The organism is Kitasatospora sp. NPDC057940 (assembly GCF_042887425.1).
GTDB lineage: Bacteria > Actinomycetota > Actinomycetes > Streptomycetales > Streptomycetaceae > Kitasatospora.
Genome location: NZ_JBHVPH010000033.1, coordinates 48,355 through 66,150 on the forward strand (window position 1 = coordinate 48,355; position 17,796 = coordinate 66,150).

The 17,796-nt window shown below is 71.6% G+C and carries 18 protein-coding genes; 7 read left to right on the forward strand and 11 right to left on the reverse strand.

The features are described from left to right. The first annotated feature begins 111 nt into the window (after positions 1-111). Positions 112-507 (forward strand): glycine cleavage system protein GcvH, encoded by a 396-nt coding sequence (gcvH, locus tag ACFVTF_RS33575; RefSeq protein ID WP_387817836.1) that lies wholly within the window; start codon positions 112-114, stop codon positions 505-507. A 63-nt stretch (positions 508-570) separates the two neighbouring features. Here the strand turns inward: gcvH and ACFVTF_RS33580 are convergent, their stop codons facing one another. Beyond that, complete coding sequence (locus ACFVTF_RS33580; RefSeq protein WP_387817837.1) at positions 571-1,422, reverse strand: hypothetical protein; 852 nt, start codon at positions 1,420-1,422, stop codon at positions 571-573. A gap of 245 nt (positions 1,423-1,667) precedes the next feature. Between ACFVTF_RS33580 and ACFVTF_RS33585 the strand changes: the two genes are divergently transcribed. Continuing rightward, complete coding sequence (locus tag ACFVTF_RS33585) at positions 1,668-2,459, forward strand: hypothetical protein (RefSeq protein ID WP_387817838.1); 792 nt, start codon at positions 1,668-1,670, stop codon at positions 2,457-2,459. A 27-nt stretch (positions 2,460-2,486) separates the two neighbouring features. Here ACFVTF_RS33585 and mqnP read toward each other — a convergent pair whose 3' ends face one another. Continuing rightward, positions 2,487-3,392, reverse strand: coding sequence for a menaquinone biosynthesis prenyltransferase MqnP (gene mqnP, locus ACFVTF_RS33590; RefSeq protein WP_387817852.1), 906 nt, complete (start codon positions 3,390-3,392; stop codon positions 2,487-2,489). Then, positions 3,380-4,837 carry a menaquinone biosynthesis decarboxylase gene (locus ACFVTF_RS33595; protein WP_371518335.1) on the reverse strand — a complete coding sequence of 486 codons (1,458 nt, stop codon included), beginning with the start codon at positions 4,835-4,837 and terminating at the stop codon, positions 3,380-3,382. Before ACFVTF_RS33595 ends, mqnP begins: the two co-directional genes overlap by 13 nt. Before the next feature lie 90 nt (positions 4,838-4,927). Here ACFVTF_RS33595 and ACFVTF_RS33600 point away from each other — a divergent pair, with 90 nt between their 5' ends. From ACFVTF_RS33600 to ACFVTF_RS33615, 4 genes are all read left to right on the forward strand, one after another. Then, positions 4,928-5,335 carry a PLD nuclease N-terminal domain-containing protein gene (locus ACFVTF_RS33600; protein WP_387817839.1) on the forward strand — a complete coding sequence of 136 codons (408 nt, stop codon included), beginning with the start codon at positions 4,928-4,930 and terminating at the stop codon, positions 5,333-5,335. 451 nt (positions 5,336-5,786) lie between these two features. Beyond that, positions 5,787-7,388, forward strand: a complete 1,602-nt coding sequence (locus ACFVTF_RS33605) for an acyl-CoA carboxylase subunit beta (RefSeq protein WP_371518332.1) — start codon at positions 5,787-5,789, stop codon at positions 7,386-7,388. Positions 7,389-7,471: 83 nt separating this feature from the next. Next, positions 7,472-7,681, forward strand: coding sequence for an acyl-CoA carboxylase subunit epsilon (locus ACFVTF_RS33610; RefSeq protein ID WP_063348879.1), 210 nt, complete (start codon positions 7,472-7,474; stop codon positions 7,679-7,681). Positions 7,682-7,907: 226 nt separating this feature from the next. Next, positions 7,908-8,525 carry a ScbR family autoregulator-binding transcription factor gene (locus ACFVTF_RS33615; protein WP_350878465.1) on the forward strand — a complete coding sequence of 206 codons (618 nt, stop codon included), beginning with the start codon at positions 7,908-7,910 and terminating at the stop codon, positions 8,523-8,525. Between the two features lie 46 nt (positions 8,526-8,571). Here ACFVTF_RS33615 and ACFVTF_RS33620 read toward each other — a convergent pair whose 3' ends face one another. Next, a complete protein-coding gene (locus ACFVTF_RS33620) occupies positions 8,572-9,198 on the reverse strand; it encodes a ScbR family autoregulator-binding transcription factor (protein ID WP_371518330.1) in 627 nt (208 codons plus the stop codon). A gap of 350 nt (positions 9,199-9,548) precedes the next feature. On the opposite strand from ACFVTF_RS33620, the gene ACFVTF_RS33625 reads away from it, so the two are divergent. Further along, the gene (locus ACFVTF_RS33625) at positions 9,549-10,667 is read left to right on the forward strand and encodes a ScbA/BarX family gamma-butyrolactone biosynthesis protein (protein ID WP_371518328.1); all 1,119 of its coding nucleotides are present in this window, start codon (positions 9,549-9,551) and stop codon (positions 10,665-10,667) included. A gap of 68 nt (positions 10,668-10,735) precedes the next feature. On the opposite strand, the gene ACFVTF_RS33630 is transcribed toward ACFVTF_RS33625, so the two are convergent. From ACFVTF_RS33630 to hemL, 7 genes are all read right to left on the reverse strand, one after another. Further along, the gene (locus ACFVTF_RS33630; RefSeq protein WP_371518327.1) at positions 10,736-11,122 is read right to left on the reverse strand and encodes a hypothetical protein; all 387 of its coding nucleotides are present in this window, start codon (positions 11,120-11,122) and stop codon (positions 10,736-10,738) included. Positions 11,123-11,262: 140 nt separating this feature from the next. Further along, entirely contained in the window at positions 11,263-12,387 is a 1,125-nt protein-coding gene (ccsB, locus tag ACFVTF_RS33635; protein ID WP_063348874.1) for a c-type cytochrome biogenesis protein CcsB, read from the reverse strand. A gap of 3 nt (positions 12,388-12,390) precedes the next feature. After that, positions 12,391-14,157: a cytochrome c biogenesis protein ResB gene (locus ACFVTF_RS33640; RefSeq protein ID WP_387817840.1), complete on the reverse strand. Its 1,767-nt coding sequence runs from the start codon at positions 14,155-14,157 to the stop codon at positions 12,391-12,393. Positions 14,158-14,159: 2 nt separating this feature from the next. Further along, on the reverse strand, positions 14,160-14,933 hold the full coding sequence (locus tag ACFVTF_RS33645; protein WP_371518324.1) for a cytochrome c biogenesis CcdA family protein: 774 nt from the start codon (positions 14,931-14,933) through the stop codon (positions 14,160-14,162). Beyond that, on the reverse strand, positions 14,930-15,535 hold the full coding sequence (locus tag ACFVTF_RS33650) for a TlpA family protein disulfide reductase (protein ID WP_371518322.1): 606 nt from the start codon (positions 15,533-15,535) through the stop codon (positions 14,930-14,932). Before ACFVTF_RS33650 ends, ACFVTF_RS33645 begins: the two co-directional genes overlap by 4 nt. A gap of 162 nt (positions 15,536-15,697) precedes the next feature. Then, the gene (locus tag ACFVTF_RS33655) at positions 15,698-16,345 is read right to left on the reverse strand and encodes a histidine phosphatase family protein (RefSeq protein WP_079136296.1); all 648 of its coding nucleotides are present in this window, start codon (positions 16,343-16,345) and stop codon (positions 15,698-15,700) included. Positions 16,346-16,417: 72 nt separating this feature from the next. Further along, on the reverse strand, positions 16,418-17,740 hold the full coding sequence (hemL, locus tag ACFVTF_RS33660) for a glutamate-1-semialdehyde 2,1-aminomutase (protein ID WP_387817841.1): 1,323 nt from the start codon (positions 17,738-17,740) through the stop codon (positions 16,418-16,420). Between the last annotated feature and the right edge of the window lie 56 nt (positions 17,741-17,796).

The following is a 17,796-nucleotide window of genomic DNA, read 5'->3' on the forward strand; positions in this document are numbered from 1 at the left end:
GCGACCGGCCGTTCGGGCGAGCTTCACGGCCGGGGGCGGAGACCTGTAGCAGGCTCCTCCGCATGACTGACGACCCGTCAGTGCAGTCACCTCGACCTCGCGGAGATCCCCATGGCAAACATCCCGAAAGACCTCAAGTACACCAAGGACCACGAGTGGGTTCGGACGACCGGCAAGGACAAGGCCCGCGTGGGCATCACCGACTTCGCGCAGAAGCAGCTCGGTGACATCGTCTTCGCCGACGTCCCCACCCTGGGGAAGACGATCGAATCCGGCGACGTGTTCGGCACGGTGGAGTCGGTCAAGTCGGTGAGCGACATCTTCATGCCGCTCACCGGAACGGTCACCACGGTGAACGAGAACCTGAACGACGAACCCGAGCTGATCAACACGGACCCGTACGACGACGGCTGGATCGTCGAGCTCACCGTCACCAAGCCCGAGGAGCTGAAGCAGCTGCTCACGGCCGCCCAGTACGAGGCCTTCCTCTCCGACCGTTCGGAGTAGCCGCCCCAGGCGAGCGCGCAGGAAGTCGGACTCGCCGACTTCCTGTGCGCAGCCGACAGCCGGTCAGGTGACGGGGGCCAGGGCGAGTCTGCGGGCGGCGAGGAGAACCCCGCGGGCTCGGGCGGCGCCGGTACGGGCGGTGGCCGGGTCCGGGGCGACTCGTCGGGGGACGAGGCCGGCACAGGAGCGGCAGATGCCGGGGCGGGGCACCGGATCGCGGCACTCCGCGCATTCGGAGCGGGCAGGTGCGGCGACGGCGGGTTCACGCGGCGGCGGGAGCTTGCGCTGCAAGCGGTTGCGGAGCAGGCCGACCGGGGAGTGCAGGGGTCGCGGCAGATCGGGGAGCAGGGCGTGGGCGAGGTCCGCGTCCGTGTGGCCCCTCGCCAGCCATTCGGCGACGAGGGGCGCGAGGGCGGCGGCCTCGGCCTCGCCGAGGCGCAGTCGGGGCTCCCGGCGGATCACCCGGTGGAGCGCGGCCACCGCCTCCCGGACGTGTGGATCGGTCTCGGTCAACGCGGCGGGGAGGGTGGGTACTTCTTCCGGGTTCTTTACGGGAGGGGCGTCAGAGGGGCCGGTATCGGGCTCACCGGAGGCCGGGGGTGGGGCACTCGGCGGCCCCGGACGCTGAGGAGTGTCGTACACGTGCACCTCGGTCCGGATCGTGCCGTCGGGCATCCGGACCTTCTCGACCCGGTAATACCCGGCGTCCTTCAGCTCGTTGAGCGTCCGGCGGATCGCGCCACGCCCCTGCGGGCTGCTGTCGGCCATGGCCCGGCCGTCCTCGCGCCAGCCGTCCGGGCGGGAGAGGAGGTCCGCGAGGAGTCCTCGGGCGGTGTAGCTGAGGCCGCGGTCCTGGAGGAGTCCGTTCGGAAGGACGGAGAAAAAGCGCGAGTGCGCGCTACGATGAATCTGCATGGGGAGGGTTTGCTCCTGGTGCCAGGCCCCGGGGTGTTGGTAGCACCGCCGGGGTCTTCTCTTTTCCGCTTGCGCCACGGAACGTAACACGCTGATAGCAGCTGGTGTTAACCGGATTGACGATCAATCAGCGCGCGAAGCACTCGGGGGCGCACGCGAGTTGGCGCACGCCCGGTAGACGATGGCGCATGAACCGGAGACCCGCAAGCATGGGGCGTCTCATGGTTCTCGCCTACGTTCGAGACATGACAGAGAAGCGAGTTGACGACACGTCATCTGTGCTGGCGGTCGGCGTCCCCGGAGCGGTCGAGCGACACGTCGGGCTGCAGCTCGCCGCCGCCGGGGTGCGGGTGCGGACGCTGACGCAGCGGGCCCTGCTCGACCCGGCATCGCTGGAGGCGGCGGTCCAGGGGGCGGGCGCGGTACTGCTGGGGTGGCCGTTCCCCACGGCGGACGAGGCGGCGGACGCGGTGGGGGTGCTGGCCCGGGAGGCCGGGCGGGTGGTGCTCCTCTCCTCGACGGCCGTCCGGGCCGAGGCCGAGGTGGAGGCGCTGCTCGCCGGGAGCGGCGTCCGGCACACGGTGCTGCGGGCGCACGGGTTCACCGCCGCGCTCCAGTGGGCGGAGGAGATCCGCTCCGGGGGCGCGGTGCAGGGCTACGGCGGCGCGGCCGGACTGAACCCGGTGGACGAGCGGGACATCGCGGCGGTCGCCGTCCGCGCCCTCACCGAGGACGGCCACGACGGCGCGCGCTACCTGCTCACTGGCCCGGAGTGCCCCACCCAGGCGGAACAGGTGGACATCATCGGCGAGGCCGCCGGCCGCCCGGTGAAGTGGCAGGAGATCCCCCGCGAGGCGGCCCGCCGCCGCATGTCCGCCGCCGGCCGGCCCGGAGCGGCCGTCGACAGCGCACTGGACTTCATCCACGCCCGCATCACCACCCCGAACCCGGCCACCACGACGGTCCAGGACCTCACCGGCCACCCACCCCGCAACTTCCGCACCTGGGCCACGGATCACGCCGCCCTGTTCCGTTAGGGCGTGCCCGGCCGGCGGCCGGGCCGCTCAGATCCCCAGGCCCCGGATGATCAGGTCCAGCAGGGCGAAGGCGAACAGCGAGATGCCCACGAAGCCGTTGGTCTGGAAGAAGGCCCGGTTCAGCTTGGACAGGTCGTTCGGCTTGACGATGGTGTGCTCGTAGACGAACGCGCCCGCGACGACGACCAGGCCGACCCAGAACGCCGCGCCGGCGTGGGTCAGGATCGCGAACCACCCCAGCAGCAGGGTCGTGACGACGTGGCACACCCGCGCGCCCCAGATGGCCGCCGGGATGCCGAAGCGGGCCGGTACCGACCGCACCTTGCCGTGCCGGTCGGACTCGACGTCCTGGCAGGCGTAGATGAGGTCGAAGCCGCCGATCCACACGCCGACCGCGACGCCCAGCACGAGGGCGTCCCACGACCAGGTGCCGGTCACCGCGAGCCAGGCGCCGACCGGGCCCATGGCCTGGGCGAGGCCCAGGATGGCCTGCGGGAAGTCGGTGAAGCGCTTGCCGTACGGGTAGACCACCATCGGCACGACGGCGACCGGCGCGAGCGCCAGGCAGAGCGGGTTGAGCATCGCCGCCGCGCCGAGGAAGACGATCAGTGCCACGGCCGACCCGGCGTACGCCGTCTTCAGCGACACCGCGCCCGTGACGAGTTCGCGCGAGGCCGTGCGCGGGTTCCGGGCGTCGATCTCGCGGTCGATGATCCGGTTGGCGGCCATGGCGAAGGTGCGCAGGCCGACCATGCAGACGGTGACGATGAACAGCTCGCCCCAGTGCACCCGCTTGTCGGCGAGGAACATCGCCGTCAGTGCGGCGGTGTAGGCGAAGGGCAGGGCGAAGACCGAGTGCTCGATCATCACCAGCCGCAGGAAGGCCTTCGTACGCCCGGGCGTCTCGACGGCAGCGGTGCTCACAGTCCGTATTCCTTCCAGCGGCGGGACACCAGGGCGGCCGTGGCCGGGTCCGACTCGACCATCTCGGGCCACCCGCCATCCCGGGTGTACCCCTCCTCGGGGAGCTTGCGGGTCGCGTCGATGCCGGCCTTGCCGCCCCAGAACTGCTGGTAGGAGGCGTGGTCGAGGTGGTCGACCGGGCCCTCGACGACGGTGAGGTCGCGGCTGTAGTCGACGTTGCCGAAGGCCCGCCAGGCGACCTCCTGGTAGTCGTGCACGTCGCAGTCGGAGTCCACCACGATGATCAGCTTGGTCAGCGACATCATGTGGGCGCCCCAGATGGCGTGCATCGTCTTCTGGGCGTGCTTGGGGTACTTCTTGTCGATCGAGACGATCACGCAGTTGTGGAAGCCGCCGGCCTCGGGCAGGTCGTAGTCGACGATGTCCGGAATGATGATCTTCAGCAGCGGCAGGAAGAACCGCTCGGTGAACTTGCCCAGCGGGCCGTCCTCGGTCGGCGGGCGGCCGACCACGATGGACTGGAGGATCGGACGGCGGCGCATCGTCACGCAGTCGATCTTCAGCGCCGGGAACGGCTCCTGCGGGGTGTAGAAGCCGGTGTGGTCGCCGAACGGGCCCTCGGGGAGCATCTCGCCGGGCTCCAGCCAGCCCTCCAGCACGACCTCGGCGTCGGCCGGGACCTGGAGCGGGACGGTCTTGCAGTCGACCATCTTCACCCGCTCCCCGGCGACGAAGCCGGCGAACAGGTACTCGTCGATGTCGCCGGGCAGCGGCGCGGTGGCCGCGTAGGTCACGGCGGGCGGGCAGCCGAAGGCGATCGCGACCGGCAGCCGCTCGCCGCGCTTCGCGGCCACCGCGTAGTGGTTGCGGCTGTCCTTGTGGATCTGCCAGTGCATGCCGATGGTGCGGCGGTCGTGCCGCTGGAGCCGGTAGAGCCCGAGGTTGCGGATGCCGCTGTCCGGGTCCTTGGTGTGGGTGAGGCCCAGGTTGAAGAAGGAGCCGCCGTCCATCGGCCAGGTGAACAGGGCGGGCAGCTCGTCCAGGTTGACGTCGTCGCCGGTGAGCACGACCTCCTGGACCGGCGCGTCACCGGACTTCACGTGCCGGGGCGGCACGTGCGCCATCGAGGCGAGCTTGCCGAAGGCGTCCCGGAAGCCGGTGAAGCCCTGCGGCAGCTCGGGCTTGAGCAGGCCGGCGATCTTCTCCGCGATGTCGTCCGGGCCCTTGAGGCCGAGTGCCTTGGCGAGGCGCCGCTCGGTGCCGAAGACGTTCATCGCGAGCGGCATCGTCGAGCCCTTGACGTTCTCGAAGAGCAGCGCGGGGCCCTTGGCCTTCTGGACCCGGTCGACGATCTCGCCGATCTCCAGGTGCGGGTCCACCTCTGCCTTGATGCGCTTGAGGTCGCCCTCACGGTCGAGTGCCCGCAGGAACGAGCGGAGATCGTCGTATGCCATGCCTGTCAGTATCCGCCACCGGATAGCCTGGCTCCGTCAAGGGCCCCGGGAAGGCACCCGCCCCGACCGCCCCGCAGGGAGATCGCCGCCGTGCTGAGAATTCTTCTGACCATCATCCTTCCGCTCGCGCTCTGGGTGTGGGCGTTCATCGACTGCCTGACCACGCCCGAGGACCAGGTGAAGCACCTGCCCAAGCCGGTGTGGGTGCTCATCGTGCTGCTGTTCCCGCCGGTGGGTCCGATCGCCTGGCTGGTGGCCGGCAAGCAGCGCGGCCTCCTGCGGACCGGGGCGCCCGACGACGCCGACGTCCGTCCGGGGCAGCCGGTCCGGCGCGACGGCCGCCCGCTCGCACCGGACGACGACCCCGAATTCCTCGCCTCGTTGAAGAAGAGCGACAAGGATCACGAGGACATGCTGAAGCAGTGGGAGGCCGATCTGCGCCGCCGCGAGCAGGAGCTTCGGGGCGAGGACGAGCCCGAGGACGGCCGAAAGAGCTGATCGGAGCCACTGGGGGGATCCCCCGGACAGCCCACCCGGACGGCATCGGGTGGGCTGTGGCGTTTTTGGCGCTTCCCTACGACTCGGCGCCCTCTAGCACGGATCCGCACCGGTGCCCGACCGGACTTGAGCAGGGCTTGAGCAAGGCGCAAGAGAGCCGCCCTACATTACTGAACGACGGCCCTGACCTGCACTTTTCTTCATGTTCAGATCATCGGGCCATCACCTGACCGACAGCCCCCGGTATGCGAACGGACACCCAGCGCTCCGGCTTCGACACCACCGCTTCTGTCCAGGCCTGACATCTAAACGGACCTGACCTTGTACGGAATCGACGCCGAAACCAACGCACGGCCCCTCGTACAGTCATAAGTGAAGAAAGTGATTCGCAGCCGGGGGCACAGCAGACGTTGGCTGTCGGACAGTTCCCTCACCCTTGGAGTGGTTCGAGATGACGGTTGTGCATGAGGCGCCAGTCGACGGCGAGGTCCCCGAGGTCGCGGCCGACGCCCGCGGGCGGGTCGCCGAGCTGCACGAACTGCGCGAGAAGGTGCGGCGCGGCCCCAGCGACAAGGCCACCGAGGCCCAGCACGCGAAGGGCAAGCTGACCGCCCGCGAGCGCATCGACCTGCTGCTGGACGAGGGCTCCTTCCGCGAGGTCGAGCCGCTGCGCCGGCACCGCGCCCAGGGCTTCGGCCTGGAGGCGAAGAAGCCGCACACCGACGGCGTGATCGTCGGCTGGGGCACCGTGCACGGGCGGACCGTCTTCACCTACGCGCACGACTTCCGGATCTTCGGCGGCGCGCTGGGCGAGGCCCACGCGCAGAAGATCCACAAGATCATGGACATGGCCATCGCGGCCGGCGCGCCCCTGGTCTCGCTCAACGACGGCGCCGGCGCCCGCATCCAGGAGGGCGTCACCGCCCTCGCCGGCTACGGCGGCATCTTCCAGCGCAACACCAAGGCCTCCGGCGTCATCCCGCAGATCTCCGTCATGCTCGGCCCCTGCGCCGGCGGCGCCGCCTACTCCCCCGCGCTGACCGACTTCGTCTTCATGGTCCGCGAGACCTCCCAGATGTTCATCACCGGCCCCGACGTCGTCCAGGCCGTCACCGGCGAGAAGATCACCCAGAACGGCCTCGGCGGCGCCGACGTCCACGCCGGCGTCTCCGGCGTCTCCCACTTCGTCTACGACGACGAGCAGTCCTGCATCGAGGAGGTCCGCTACCTCCTCTCGCTGCTCCCCCAGAACAACCGCGAGATGCCGCCCCCCGCCGTCAACGACGACCCCGTCGAGCGCCGCAACGACACCCTCCTCGACCTCGTCCCCGCCGACGGCAACCGCCCCTACGACATGCGCAAGGTCATCGAGGAGATCGTCGACCACGGCGAATACCTCGAAGTCCACGAACGCTGGGCCACCAACGTCCTGTGCGTCCTGGCCCGCATCGACGGCCACGTCACCGGGATCATCGCCAACCAGCCCCAGTCCCTCGCCGGCGTCCTCGACATCAACGCCAGCGAGAAGGCCGCCCGCTTCGTCCAGATGTGCGACGCCTTCAACATCCCCCTCGTCACCATGCTCGACGTCCCCGGCTTCCTGCCCGGCGTCGACCAGGAGCACGACGGCATCATCCGCCACGGCGCCAAGCTCCTCTACGCCTACTGCAACGCCACCGTGCCCCGCATCCAGCTCATCCTGCGCAAGGCCTACGGCGGCGCCTACATCGTCATGGACTCCCGCTCCATCGGCGCCGACCTCTCCTACGCCTGGCCCACCAACGAGATCGCCGTCATGGGCGCCGAAGGCGCCGCCAACGTCATCTTCCGCCGCGACATCAACGCCGCCGAAGACCCCGACGCCATGCGCGCCCAGAAGATCAAGGAATACAAGAACGAACTGATGCACCCGTACTACGCGGCCGAACGCGGCCTCGTCGACGACGTCATCGACCCCGCCGAGACCCGCCAGGTGATCGCCTCCGCCCTGGCCATGCTCCGCACCAAGCACGCCGACCTGCCCAGCCGCAAGCACGGCAACCCGCCGATGTGACGCCCGCGCCCACGCGCGGCCCGCAGCACGCAGTTCCGAGCGACCACCACACACCACAAGCCACCGGGGGAGAAAACCAGACCATGACTGCTTCCGCCGAACCCCTCGTCCGTATCGTCCGCGGCTCGCTCTCCGACGAGGAGCTGGCCGCCCTCACCGCCGTGCTGATGGCCCGGGCGGCCGTCGCGCAGCAGGCCGCCGCGACCGCGCAGGTCGAGCCGATCGCCAACTGGCAGCGCCTGGAGCGCCGCCCGGCGTACTACTCGCCGGTCAGCTGGCAGCAGGCCGCCTGACGGCCCGGAACCTTCCGCGACGGCCGGTCACCCCATCCGGGTGGCCGGCCTTCCGGCCTTCCCGGCGGCCCGAGCCACCGGGCCCGGCCGGTCCGACCAGCGGGTGTCCGTTCCGCCCCGGCGCGGCTCGGTAGAATACCTACTGGACGGTATGCGGCCCGCCGCCCCGTCGGCCCCCATAGGATCGGCCGCTGCCGATGGACCAGAACTATCCAGGGAGGCTGCGATGGCCAGGCAGGCCCGCGCGCTGGCGACCCGCCAGACGGTACTCCTCGCGGCGGCCGAGGTGTTCGACGAGCGGGGCTACGCCGCCGCCACGATGTCCGAGATCCTGGACCGGGCCGGTGTCACCAAGGGCGCGCTGTACTTCCACTTCCGCTCCAAGGAGGAGCTGGCGCTCGCCGTCATCGAGGGGCAGGGCGCCTGGCTGGGCACCTGGCAGCCGTCCTCGGACAGCCCGGTGCAGACCCTGATCGACCTCGGGTACGCCTTCGCCCACGCCCTCCAGGACGATCCGCTGGTGCGCGGCAGCATCCGGCTGACGATCGAGCACGGCAGCTTCACCCAGCCGCAGATCGCCGCCTACCAGGGCTGGTCCGACGTGGCCCGCGGGCTGCTGGAACGCGCCCGGGACGCCGGGGACCTCCACCCGGGGATCGACCTGGCGGCCGCCGCCGGGGTGATCACCGGGGCCGTCACCGGGATCCAGCTGAGCTCCCAGGTGCTGACCGACCGGCGGGACCTCATCCAGCGGATGTCCGACCTGTGGACGCTGGTGCTGCCCGGCCTGGTCCAGCCGCACGCGCTCGCCCGGCTGAGCGTCGCCGAGCGCGTGCCCTCCTAGGGCGCCTCGCAGGGCGCTTGCCGGAGCCCTCCGCCCGGAACACCGCTCAGAGCCGGTAGCCGGCGCAGTGCTCCACCGCCACCAGGGCCGGCAGCGCGGCCGCCCAGAGCCGGCCGACGGCCTCCGGTCCGGGCCGGTCGACCTCCTCGGCGGCGAGCAGCACCTGGCCGGCCGCCATCGTCGTCAGCAGTTCGGCGGCGGCCCGGCGGTCCAGCCCGGGGCGCAGCTCGCCGGCCTCGGCGGCGCGGTCCAGCAGTCGGTGGACGACGGCGGTGAGGCTGCGCCAGGCGGTGTCCGCGCCGGGCGGGCCGTCCGGGGTGTCGACCCGGGGCGGGCCCTGGCGGCCGAGCCGGACGCCGGCCCGGACCATCACGTCCTCGCGCAGCAGCCGGGCGAGTTCGTGCGAGAAGTCGATCAGGCCCTGGAGGGCCGGTCCGCCGGAGCGCAGGGCGCGCAGCGCGGCCGAGCCGATCTCGCGCCCGGCGGCGGCGCGCACGCCGTCGGCGAGGGCCTGCTTGGAGACGAAGTGGAAGTAGAGGGCGCCCTTGCTCACCCCGGCCCGGCGGCTGATGTCGACCAGGCTGGCGGCCTCGAAGCCCACGCCGGCGAACGTGTCCGCCGCGGCGAGCAGCACGGCACGCCTGGTCCGCCCCGCGCGTTCCTGCTTGACCACTGGGCCCCTCCGGACTCGGCCGGACGCGTTTCCCCCCGCCCGCCCCGCTGCTGTCAGCGCGCCGCCGTTGGGGGCGACGCCTCGCATGCGGACGGCGCCGACCGAAACCGCATGGTTGGTATCTAATCTAGCTCCTTCGCCGACCCCGCCGTCCAGCGGGGAGCACCCCCACCCCGGGCCTGCCACCCCCTGGGTGGCCATTACCCCAGTCCAGAGGCCGGGTAGCGTGGTCGCGTCGGGCTGCGCGGCAGGGGCCACCCCAGACGCAGAAGAGAAACCGGGTGGTCTGTATGTTTTGTTTCAGGCGGCCGTACCGGCCGCTCGACCGCCACCCTGGAGTAGGGCCCGTCATGCCATTGATCGTAGAGCCGGACGCCCACGGTCCGTACGCCCACCCCGGTCCCGGCTACGACTTCCACGAGCGGACCGTCTCCCGCCACCTGGTGCACCGCACCTCGGTGTCCGAGGTGTTCCTCACCGGCTGGCAGGCCACCGGTCCGTACGACTTCCTGCTCGGCGCCCAGTGGCCCCGGCTGCACGCCTTCTACCGCCTGCCCGGGGACCGCTTCCACGACCCGGTGCTGATGGCCGAGACCATCCGGCAGGCCGGACTGCTGATCGGCCACGCCGGCTTCGGGGTGCCGCGCGGCCACCACTTCGTCATGGAGGACCTCTCCTACGCGCTCGGCCCGGACGGGCTGCGCGGCCTGGCCGTCACCACCGGACCGGCCTCGCTGATGCTCGCGGTCGGCTGCGAGGACGTCCGGATGCGGCACGGGCGGCTGGTCTCGCTGCGGGTGCACATCGACATATCCCGGGACGGCCACCCGGTCGGCCACGGCTCCGGCCAGTTGCGGGTCGTCTCCCCCGCCTCCTACGCCCGGCTGCGCGGCCCCGAGCGGCGGTCCACCACCCTGCCCCGGCCGCCCGCGCCCACCGCACCCGAACTGGTCGGCCGCGCCCAGCCCGCGGACGTCGTGCTCAGCCCCACCCTGCGGCCCGACACCTGGCTGCTGCGCACCGACGCCGGGCACCCGGTGCTGTTCGACCACGAGCTGGACCACGTGCCCGGGATGCTGGTGCTGGAGGCCGCCCGGCAGGCCGCCCAGCGGCTGCGCCACCCCGAACCGGTGGTGCCGGTCGAGCTGGTGACGTCCTTCGACCACTACATCGAGCTGGACCGGCCCTGCCTCGTCCGGGCGGTCCACGAGCAGGCGCCGGACGGCCGCCGGCTGCCCGTCCGGGTGCTGCTGGTCCAGGACGGGCGGACGGCGGCCGACTGCCGGCTGCTCACCGAGCCGATCGACGGGCCCGCCGACGGATCGGCGGACAGGCCGGCCGACAGACGGGGTGACAGAGCGGGTGACAGACCGGGCGAGCCGCCGACGGTGCCCGCCCGGCGGGAGGCCTTCGACGACCGCCCCGCCGGCCAGGGCATCGGCAGCCCCCGGCTGCCGCTGGCCAGTTGAACCGGCCTCCCCCCGAACCTCCCCCCGAACCTCCCCTGAGCGCCCCCCTGGGCCCCCTCAACCGCCCGCTAGGCGGCGACCAGCGCCGACGGCCGACCGGCGTGCATCACGCTGAGGTTGGTGGCCAGCCGGACCGGGTCCTGGGCCAGCCAGAGCCGCAGCGCCGCGCCCAGCATCGCGCTGGCCGACCCGATCCGGACCTCGGTGACCTGCGCGATCCGCGCCGCGCCGGGCACCAGCAGGTCGGCCAGCGGGGTCGGCAGCCAGACCGTCAGCGCGCACGGTGCCGGCGCCGCCAGGGCGCCCAGCAGGCGGTAGGCGTCCACCGGCGAGCTGAGCGTGGGGATGATGTCCAGCAGGCCGTCGGCCACCACCTCGGACACGTCGCTGCGGTGTCCCTGGGCGAGCCGGCGGAGCAACGTGCGCTCGGCGGCGGTGATTCGGACGGTCAGCATGACCTCGTCGCACTCCATTGCGCGATTTCCTCCTCGTTCCTCCCCGTGCCGGCCGGCGGCCGGCACGAACTACCCCTGTCGCACCTCGGCCCGGCTACCTTCTGCGGAGAGCCGGGCCGGTGGGTGACTGTGTGCCCCGGTCAGATCCCCGCGTAGGAGTGCTTGCCGGTGACGAAGATGTTCACGCCGTAGTAGTTGAAGAGCCAGCAGGCGAAGGCCGCCAGCGCCAGGTAGGCCGCCTTGCGGCCCTTCCAGCCGGCCGTCGCGCGGGCGTGCAGGTAGCAGGCGTAGGCGACCCAGGTGATGAACGACCAGGTCTCCTTCGGGTCCCACTCCCAGTACTTGCCCCAGGCCGCCTCGGCCCAGATCGCGCCCGCGATGATGGTGAAGGTCCAGAGCGGGAAGACCAGGGCGTTGATCCGGTAGGACAGCTTGTCGAAGGTGGACGCGGCGGGCAGCCGGCGCCAGACCGACGCCGGGGTGCCCAGCGGGCCGGTGGTCAGGCCGGCCGCGATCCGCTTGTCGAAGGAGTCCTTGCCGAGGTACAGCAGCGTGGCGATGAACGCCGCGTAGAAGGCGCCGCCGCAGAAGATCGCGGTCGAGACGTGGATCGCCAGCCACGGCGAGTGCAGCGCCGGGACGAGCTGCTCGGAGTCGGTGTAGAGCACCGTGGTGGCGATGCCGAGGGTCAGCAGCCCCGCGAGCACGACCGGCAGGCCGAGCCAGCGGACGTTCTTCTTCGAGGCCAGCAGCACCAGGTACGCCGCCGTCATGGCGAAGGCGAAGGCGCAGGAGAACTCGTACATGTTGCCCCACGGCCAGCGGGAGACCGAGAGGCCGCGGGTGACGATGCCGCCGGCGTGCAGCAGGGCGCCCAGCACGGTGAGCGAGACCGCGATCCGGCCGGCCAGGTCGGCCCGGGTGCTGTTGCCGGCCGCGCCCGGACCGTCCTCCTCGTCCGCGCCGCGCCCGCTGGTGACCACCGTCGCGCCCTCGCCCGCCAGGGCGGTGCGGGTGAGCGTGGTGGTGCCGCCGCCGGCCCCCGCCACGGTGACGGTGACCTTCTTCGCGCCCTTGGTTCCGGCGACGGTCTCGGACAGGCTGCCCGACTGCTCCGTCGAGCGGACGGCGACGGCGCCCTTGCTGCCGAAGGTCCACTCGATCATGTGGGCGAACATGGCGAGCGTGTAGACCACCATCGCCGAATAGATCAGCTTGTTGGAGAGGTCGGCCAGCTGTGGGTCGACCCCCGAGGCGAGATGCACCGTCTACTCCTTGGAGTTCTGGTCGGCAGGGACTGCGGGTTCTGCGGGTGCTTCCGAAGCCGCGGGGCCTTCGGCTGTGGGGCCTTCGGGCGCGGGGCCTCCGGGTGCGGCGGCGTCCTCGTCCTCCGACGCCGGGGCGTCGTCCTGGAGGTCCACCGCGAGTTCGGCCAGCTCCTCGGCGATCTTCGCCGACTCACTGCGGGCCAGACCGGCCAGCTCCACCTGGGTGCCGCCGCCCGGCAGGGCGACCGCGCGCACCCAGATCCGGCGGCGCTGCACGAACAGCGAGCCGATCAGGCCGAGGATCGCCAGCACCGCACCGGTCAGGGCGATCGTGTTGCCCGGGCGGTGCGAGACGTTGAAGCTGGCCCACTGCTTGTAGCCCTCGAAGGTGACGCTGCCGTAGCCGTCCGGCAGGTCCCAGGCCTGGCCGGGCTTGAGCCGGGCCTTGGCGGGCTGGCCGTCCTGGGTGAGCTGGGTCAGCTTGCGGGTGTTGAGCTGGTAGATGTTCTGCGGCAGGCCGGAGTCGGTGCCCAGGTCGCCCGCGAAGGCGTTCAGCACCAGCTCGGGGGCGGCGTCGCCGGGGAAGAGCGAGACCGGGCCGGTGCCCTCGAAGCTCAGCGGCGCGGTCGGCAGGAAGAAGCCGGAGAAGCCCATCTGGGTCGAGCTGCCGTCCGGTCCGACGCCGTAGTCGGAGACCTTCACGACACCGGTCGAGGTCAGGTTGCCGTCCTGCGGCAGGAACGGCACGGCGCCCCGGTAGACGACGTCGCCCTTGCCGTTCTTGACGGTGATGACCGGCGCGTAGCCGTGGCCGATCAGGAAGACCTTGCTGCCGCCGATCTCCAGCGGGTGGTTGACCTCGATCGTGCCCTGCTTGAGCTTCGAGGTGTCCTCGCCCGCCGTGTACTCGACGTTCGCGGTGAACTGCCGGGCGGCGCCGATCTGGTCGCCCTTGTCCTGGAACTTGGCGGTGAACCCGTTCAGCTTCAGGTAGAAGGGGTCGAGGTCCTCGGTGCCGTAGAACCGCGTGCCGTTGAAGTCGTCGAGCTGGGTGATGGTGTTGGAGTAGCCCTCGCCCTCGACCATCAGCTTGCCGCCGGTGCCGGACGCCAGGCTGGCCCAGGCGAAGCCGCCGAGCAGCGCGAACAGCGACATGTGGAAGAGCAGGTTGCCGACCTCGCGCAGGTAGCCCTTCTCGGCGGCCACCGAGCCGCCGGCCAGGTTGGCGCGGAACCGGCGCTTGCGCAGCAGCCGGTGGGCGGCGGCGTTCACCGCGTCGGCGTCCGCCTCGGTGCGCCAGGCCGCGTAGACCGGCATCCGGGTCAGGTTGCGCGGCGCGGCCGGCGGCTGGGCCCGCAGCACGCCGACGAACTGCCAGGTGCGCGGGACGATGCAGCCGGCCAGCGAGACGAACAGCAGGATGTAGATCGCGGAGAACCAGACCGAGCTGTAGACGTCGAACAGCTGGAGCTTCTCGTAGATCGGCGCGACCGTGGTGTGGTGCGTCTTCCACGCCTCGACCTTGAGCAGGCCCTGGCCGTTCTGGTACTGCGGGATCAGCGAGCCCGGGATGGCGGCCAGCGACAGCAGGAAGAGCAGGATCAGCGCGACCCGCATCGAGGTCAGCTGGCGCCACATCCAGCGCGCCCAGCCCAGCACCCCTATGCCGGTCGGGCCCTCGGACTCGACCGGCGCGGTGCTGAGCCGCTCGGCGGCCGCGTCGTCCGGAGCCGGGGGCAGCTCGGCCTCGGTCGTGGTCTTGCTCACGGTCAGATTCCGATCGAGAAGTCGGCGGTCCAGGACTGCAGTTCGCTCATCATGGAGTCCCAGACCCCGGTGACGAGCAGCAGACCGACCGCGACGAGCATGCCGCCGCCGATCCGCATGACGAGCGGGTAGTGCCGTTTGACCCAGCCGAAGGCACCCAGTGCCCGGCGGAAGGCGAGCGCGGCCACGATGAACGGTACGCCCAGACCCAGGCAGTAGAAGGTCATCAGCAGGGCGCCGCGCTGCGCGTCGGCCTGGTTCAGGGCCAGGTTCTGGACGGTCGCCAGGGTCGGGCCGATGCAGGGCGTCCAGCCGACGCCGAACACCATGCCGAGCAGCGGGGCGCCCAGCAGCCCGACCGCCGGGCGGCGGTGGGAGCGCACCTCGCGCATGCTCAGGCCGGGGACGAGGCCCATGAAGGCGAGGCCCATCACGATGGTCAGCGCGCCGAGCACGATCGAGATGACCCGCTTGTGCGCCTGGAGGGTGTCGCCGAACTGGCCGAACAGCGCCCCGCCCGAGACGAACACCGCGGTGAAACCGAGGATGAACAGCGTCGCCCCGAGCAGCATCCGGCCGCGCCGCGCACCGCGGGCGTCCGCGAGGTCGGCGGCCGAGAAGCCGGTCACGTACGACAGGTAGCCGGGGACGAGCGGCAGCACGCAGGGCGAGAAGAACGAGACGAGCCCGGCCGCCAGCGCGATCGGCGCGGCCACCAGCAGTGCCCCGCTCTGGAGGGTCCCGGTGTTGTCGGCGAGCTGTAGCGGCAGGCTCACTGCTTCGGCTCCGCGACCACCGGCTGGAGGATCGACTCCAGCGCGTCCTGGGTCGTGCCGCCGACGGCGCGGGCGGCCAGCTTGCCGTCGCGGTCGACGATCAGGGTGGTCGGGAGCGACTGCAGGCTGAGGCTGCCCTTGGGGAACTTGAGCAGCTGGGTGCCCGCCGGGTCGAAGATGCTCGGGTAGGTGACGCCCTGCTCCTGTTCGAAGCGGACGGCGTTGGTCTTGTCGCTGTCCCGGGTGTTGACGCCGAGGAACTGGACGCCCTGGTCCTTGTACTTCTCCGAGACGGCCTGGAGGCTCTTCGCCTCGGCCCGGCACGGCCCGCACCAGGAGCCCCAGACGTTCAGCACCACGACCTTGCCCTGGTAGTCCGAGAGCTTGGTCTGGCCGCCGTCCAGGGTCTCCCCGGAGATGTCCGGCGCGCTCCCGCGCTTGCCGATGTCCACCTTCGACAGGTTGGTCCCCTTGACGGTGACGAAGCCGACCTGGCCTTCGCCGCTGCCCGACGAGCCCGAGGAGGAACAGCCGGTGAGGACGAGCGCAGCGGCGGCGACAGTGGCGGCGGCTGCGGCGACACGGGGACGGGGGCGCGCCATGGCAGACATGTGAAAAGTTTCGCATGGAGTTCCGGGCAGGTTCGCCGGGGTCCTCCCTAGCGCGTCGCACCCCCTCTGACCTGTGACGGAGTCGGGCCGCCCGGCTCTCGCCGGGCGGCCCGATCCCATACTTACGCGGGGTTTACCAACGGCCCCGCGGGCTCACGCGCCGAAGCTCTTGCCCACCGGCTTGTCCTTGCCGCCCTTGCCGATCAGGTGCGCGGGCAGCAGGTCGCGGGCCGGCTCGCGGTAGCCGACCGAGACGATCTTGTCGCCCTCGAAGGTGAAGCTGGTCAGCGAGGCCAGCGAGCACTGCCGGCGGCGCGGGTCGTGCCAGAGCCGGCGGCGCTCGACGAAGGAGCGGACGATCCAGATCGGCAGCTGGTGGCTGACGCAGACCGCCTCGTGCCCGCGCGCGGCGTCCCGGGCGGCGCCGAGCGCGCCCATCATCCGCACCACCTGGTCCAGGTAGGGCTCGCCCCAGGAGGGCTTGAACGGGTTGGTGAGGTACTTCCAGTAGCCCGGGTTCCGCAGCGAGCCGTCACCGACGCCGAAGGTCTTGCCCTCGAAGATGTTGTCCGCCTCGATCAGCCGCTCGTCCGCCGCGACGTCCAGACCGTGCGCCTTGGCGATCGGCCCGGCGGTCTCCTGGGCCCGCTCCAGCGGGGACGCCACCACGTGGGTGATGTCCCGGCCGGCCAGGTCCTCGGCGACCCGCTCGGCCATCTCCCGGCCCAGCTCGGACAGCCGGTAGCCCGGCAGGCGCCCGTACAGGATGCCCTCCGGGTTGTGCACCTCACCGTGCCGCATCAGATGGACGACGGTGATCTCTTTGGCGCTCACTTCTCAGTACTCCTGGGGCTCGCAGGGATGGATCGGGGCCTAGGCCGCGGCGGCCGCGCGGGCGGCGGCCGGAAGGGCGGCGGCGATCCGCTCGATCGCCCGCTCGTCGTGGGCCGCCGAGACGAACCAGGACTCGAAGGCGGACGGCGGCAGGTAGACGCCCTCGGCGAGCATCGCGTGGAAGAAGGCGGTGAAACGGTACGCCTCCTGGGTCTTGGCCTCGTCGTAGTTGGTGACGGCGGCCTCGGTGAAGAACACCGAGAACATGTTCCCGGCGGTCTGCAGCCGGTGCGTCACGCCCTCCTTGGTGAGCGCCTCCGACACCAGGCCGGAGATCTCGGCGGCGACCTTGTCCACGGTCGCGTACACCTCGTCGGTGCAGCCGCGCAGTTGGGCCAGGCCGGCCGCGGTGGCGATCGGGTTACCGGACAGGGTGCCCGCCTGGTAGACCGGGCCGGCCGGGGCCAGGTGGGCCATCACGTCGGCGCGCCCGCCGAAGGCCGCGGCCGGGAAGCCGCCGCCCATGACCTTGCCGAAGGTCAGCAGGTCCGGCGCCCAGCCCTCGTTCGCCGCCTCCAGGCCGTACCAGCCGGCCTTGGAGACGCGGAAGCCGGTCATCACCTCGTCCGAGACGAACAGCGCGCCGTTCGTCCGGCAGAGCCGGGCCAGGCCCGCGTTGAAGCCGGGCAGCGGCGGGACGACGCCCATGTTGCCGGGCGAGGCCTCGGTAATCACGCAGGCGATCTCGCCCGGGTGGGCGGCGAAGGCCTGCTCGACGGCGGCCAGGTCGTTGTAGGGCAGCACGATGGTGTCGCCGGCCTGGGCGCCGGTGACGCCCGGGGTGTCCGGCAGGCCGAAGGTGGCCACGCCCGAACCGGCGGCGGCCAGCAGGGCGTCCACGTGGCCGTGGTAGCAGCCGGCGAACTTCACCACCTTCGCGCGCCCGGTGAAGCCGCGGGCCAGCCGGATCGCGGACATGGTGGCCTCGGTGCCGGAGGAGACCAGGCGGACCTGCTCGACCGGGGCGACCCGGCCGACGATCTCCTCGGCCAGCTCGACCTCGCCCTGGCCGGGCGTGCCGAAGGAGGTGCCGCGGGTGACCGCCTGCTGGACGGCGTCGATCACCGCGGGGTGCGCGTGGCCGAGGATCATCGGGCCCCACGAGCACACCAGGTCGACGTACTCGCGGCCGTCGGCGTCGGTGAGGTAGGGGCCGGTGCCGGACACCATGAAGCGCGGCGTGCCGCCGACCGCGCGGAAGGCGCGCACCGGGGAGTTGACGCCGCCGGGCGTCACGACGGAGGCGCGGTCGAACAGCGACTGGGACTGGGGGGCTTCGTAGGGGTAGCTCACGGGAGACATGGTCTCAAATCGTGTCCTTGAGCTCTGCATGTCGGACCCGATCATCTGGAACGATG

What these genes read in the sequence shown, in the direction of transcription:
- ACFVTF_RS33625 (WP_371518328.1), top strand. Translation starts at nt 9,549, where the DNA reads ATGCCATTGATCGTAGAGCCGGACGCCCACGGTCCGTACGCCCACCCC.
- hemL (WP_387817841.1), bottom strand. Translation starts at nt 17,740, where the DNA reads ATGTCTCCCGTGAGCTACCCCTACGAAGCCCCCCAGTCCCAGTCGCTG.
- ACFVTF_RS33655 (WP_079136296.1), bottom strand. Translation starts at nt 16,345, where the DNA reads ATGCGGCACGGTGAGGTGCACAACCCGGAGGGCATCCTGTACGGGCGC.
- ACFVTF_RS33610 (WP_063348879.1), top strand. Translation starts at nt 7,472, where the DNA reads ATGACTGCTTCCGCCGAACCCCTCGTCCGTATCGTCCGCGGCTCGCTC.
- ACFVTF_RS33615 (WP_350878465.1), top strand. Translation starts at nt 7,908, where the DNA reads ATGGCCAGGCAGGCCCGCGCGCTGGCGACCCGCCAGACGGTACTCCTC.
- ACFVTF_RS33630 (WP_371518327.1), bottom strand. Translation starts at nt 11,122, where the DNA reads ATGCTGACCGTCCGAATCACCGCCGCCGAGCGCACGTTGCTCCGCCGG.
- ACFVTF_RS33585 (WP_387817838.1), top strand. Translation starts at nt 1,668, where the DNA reads ATGACAGAGAAGCGAGTTGACGACACGTCATCTGTGCTGGCGGTCGGC.
- ACFVTF_RS33580 (WP_387817837.1), bottom strand. Translation starts at nt 1,422, where the DNA reads ATGCAGATTCATCGTAGCGCGCACTCGCGCTTTTTCTCCGTCCTTCCG.
- ACFVTF_RS33605 (WP_371518332.1), top strand. Translation starts at nt 5,787, where the DNA reads ATGACGGTTGTGCATGAGGCGCCAGTCGACGGCGAGGTCCCCGAGGTC.
- gcvH (WP_387817836.1), top strand. Translation starts at nt 112, where the DNA reads ATGGCAAACATCCCGAAAGACCTCAAGTACACCAAGGACCACGAGTGG.
- ACFVTF_RS33595 (WP_371518335.1), bottom strand. Translation starts at nt 4,837, where the DNA reads ATGGCATACGACGATCTCCGCTCGTTCCTGCGGGCACTCGACCGTGAG.
- ACFVTF_RS33650 (WP_371518322.1), bottom strand. Translation starts at nt 15,535, where the DNA reads ATGGCGCGCCCCCGTCCCCGTGTCGCCGCAGCCGCCGCCACTGTCGCC.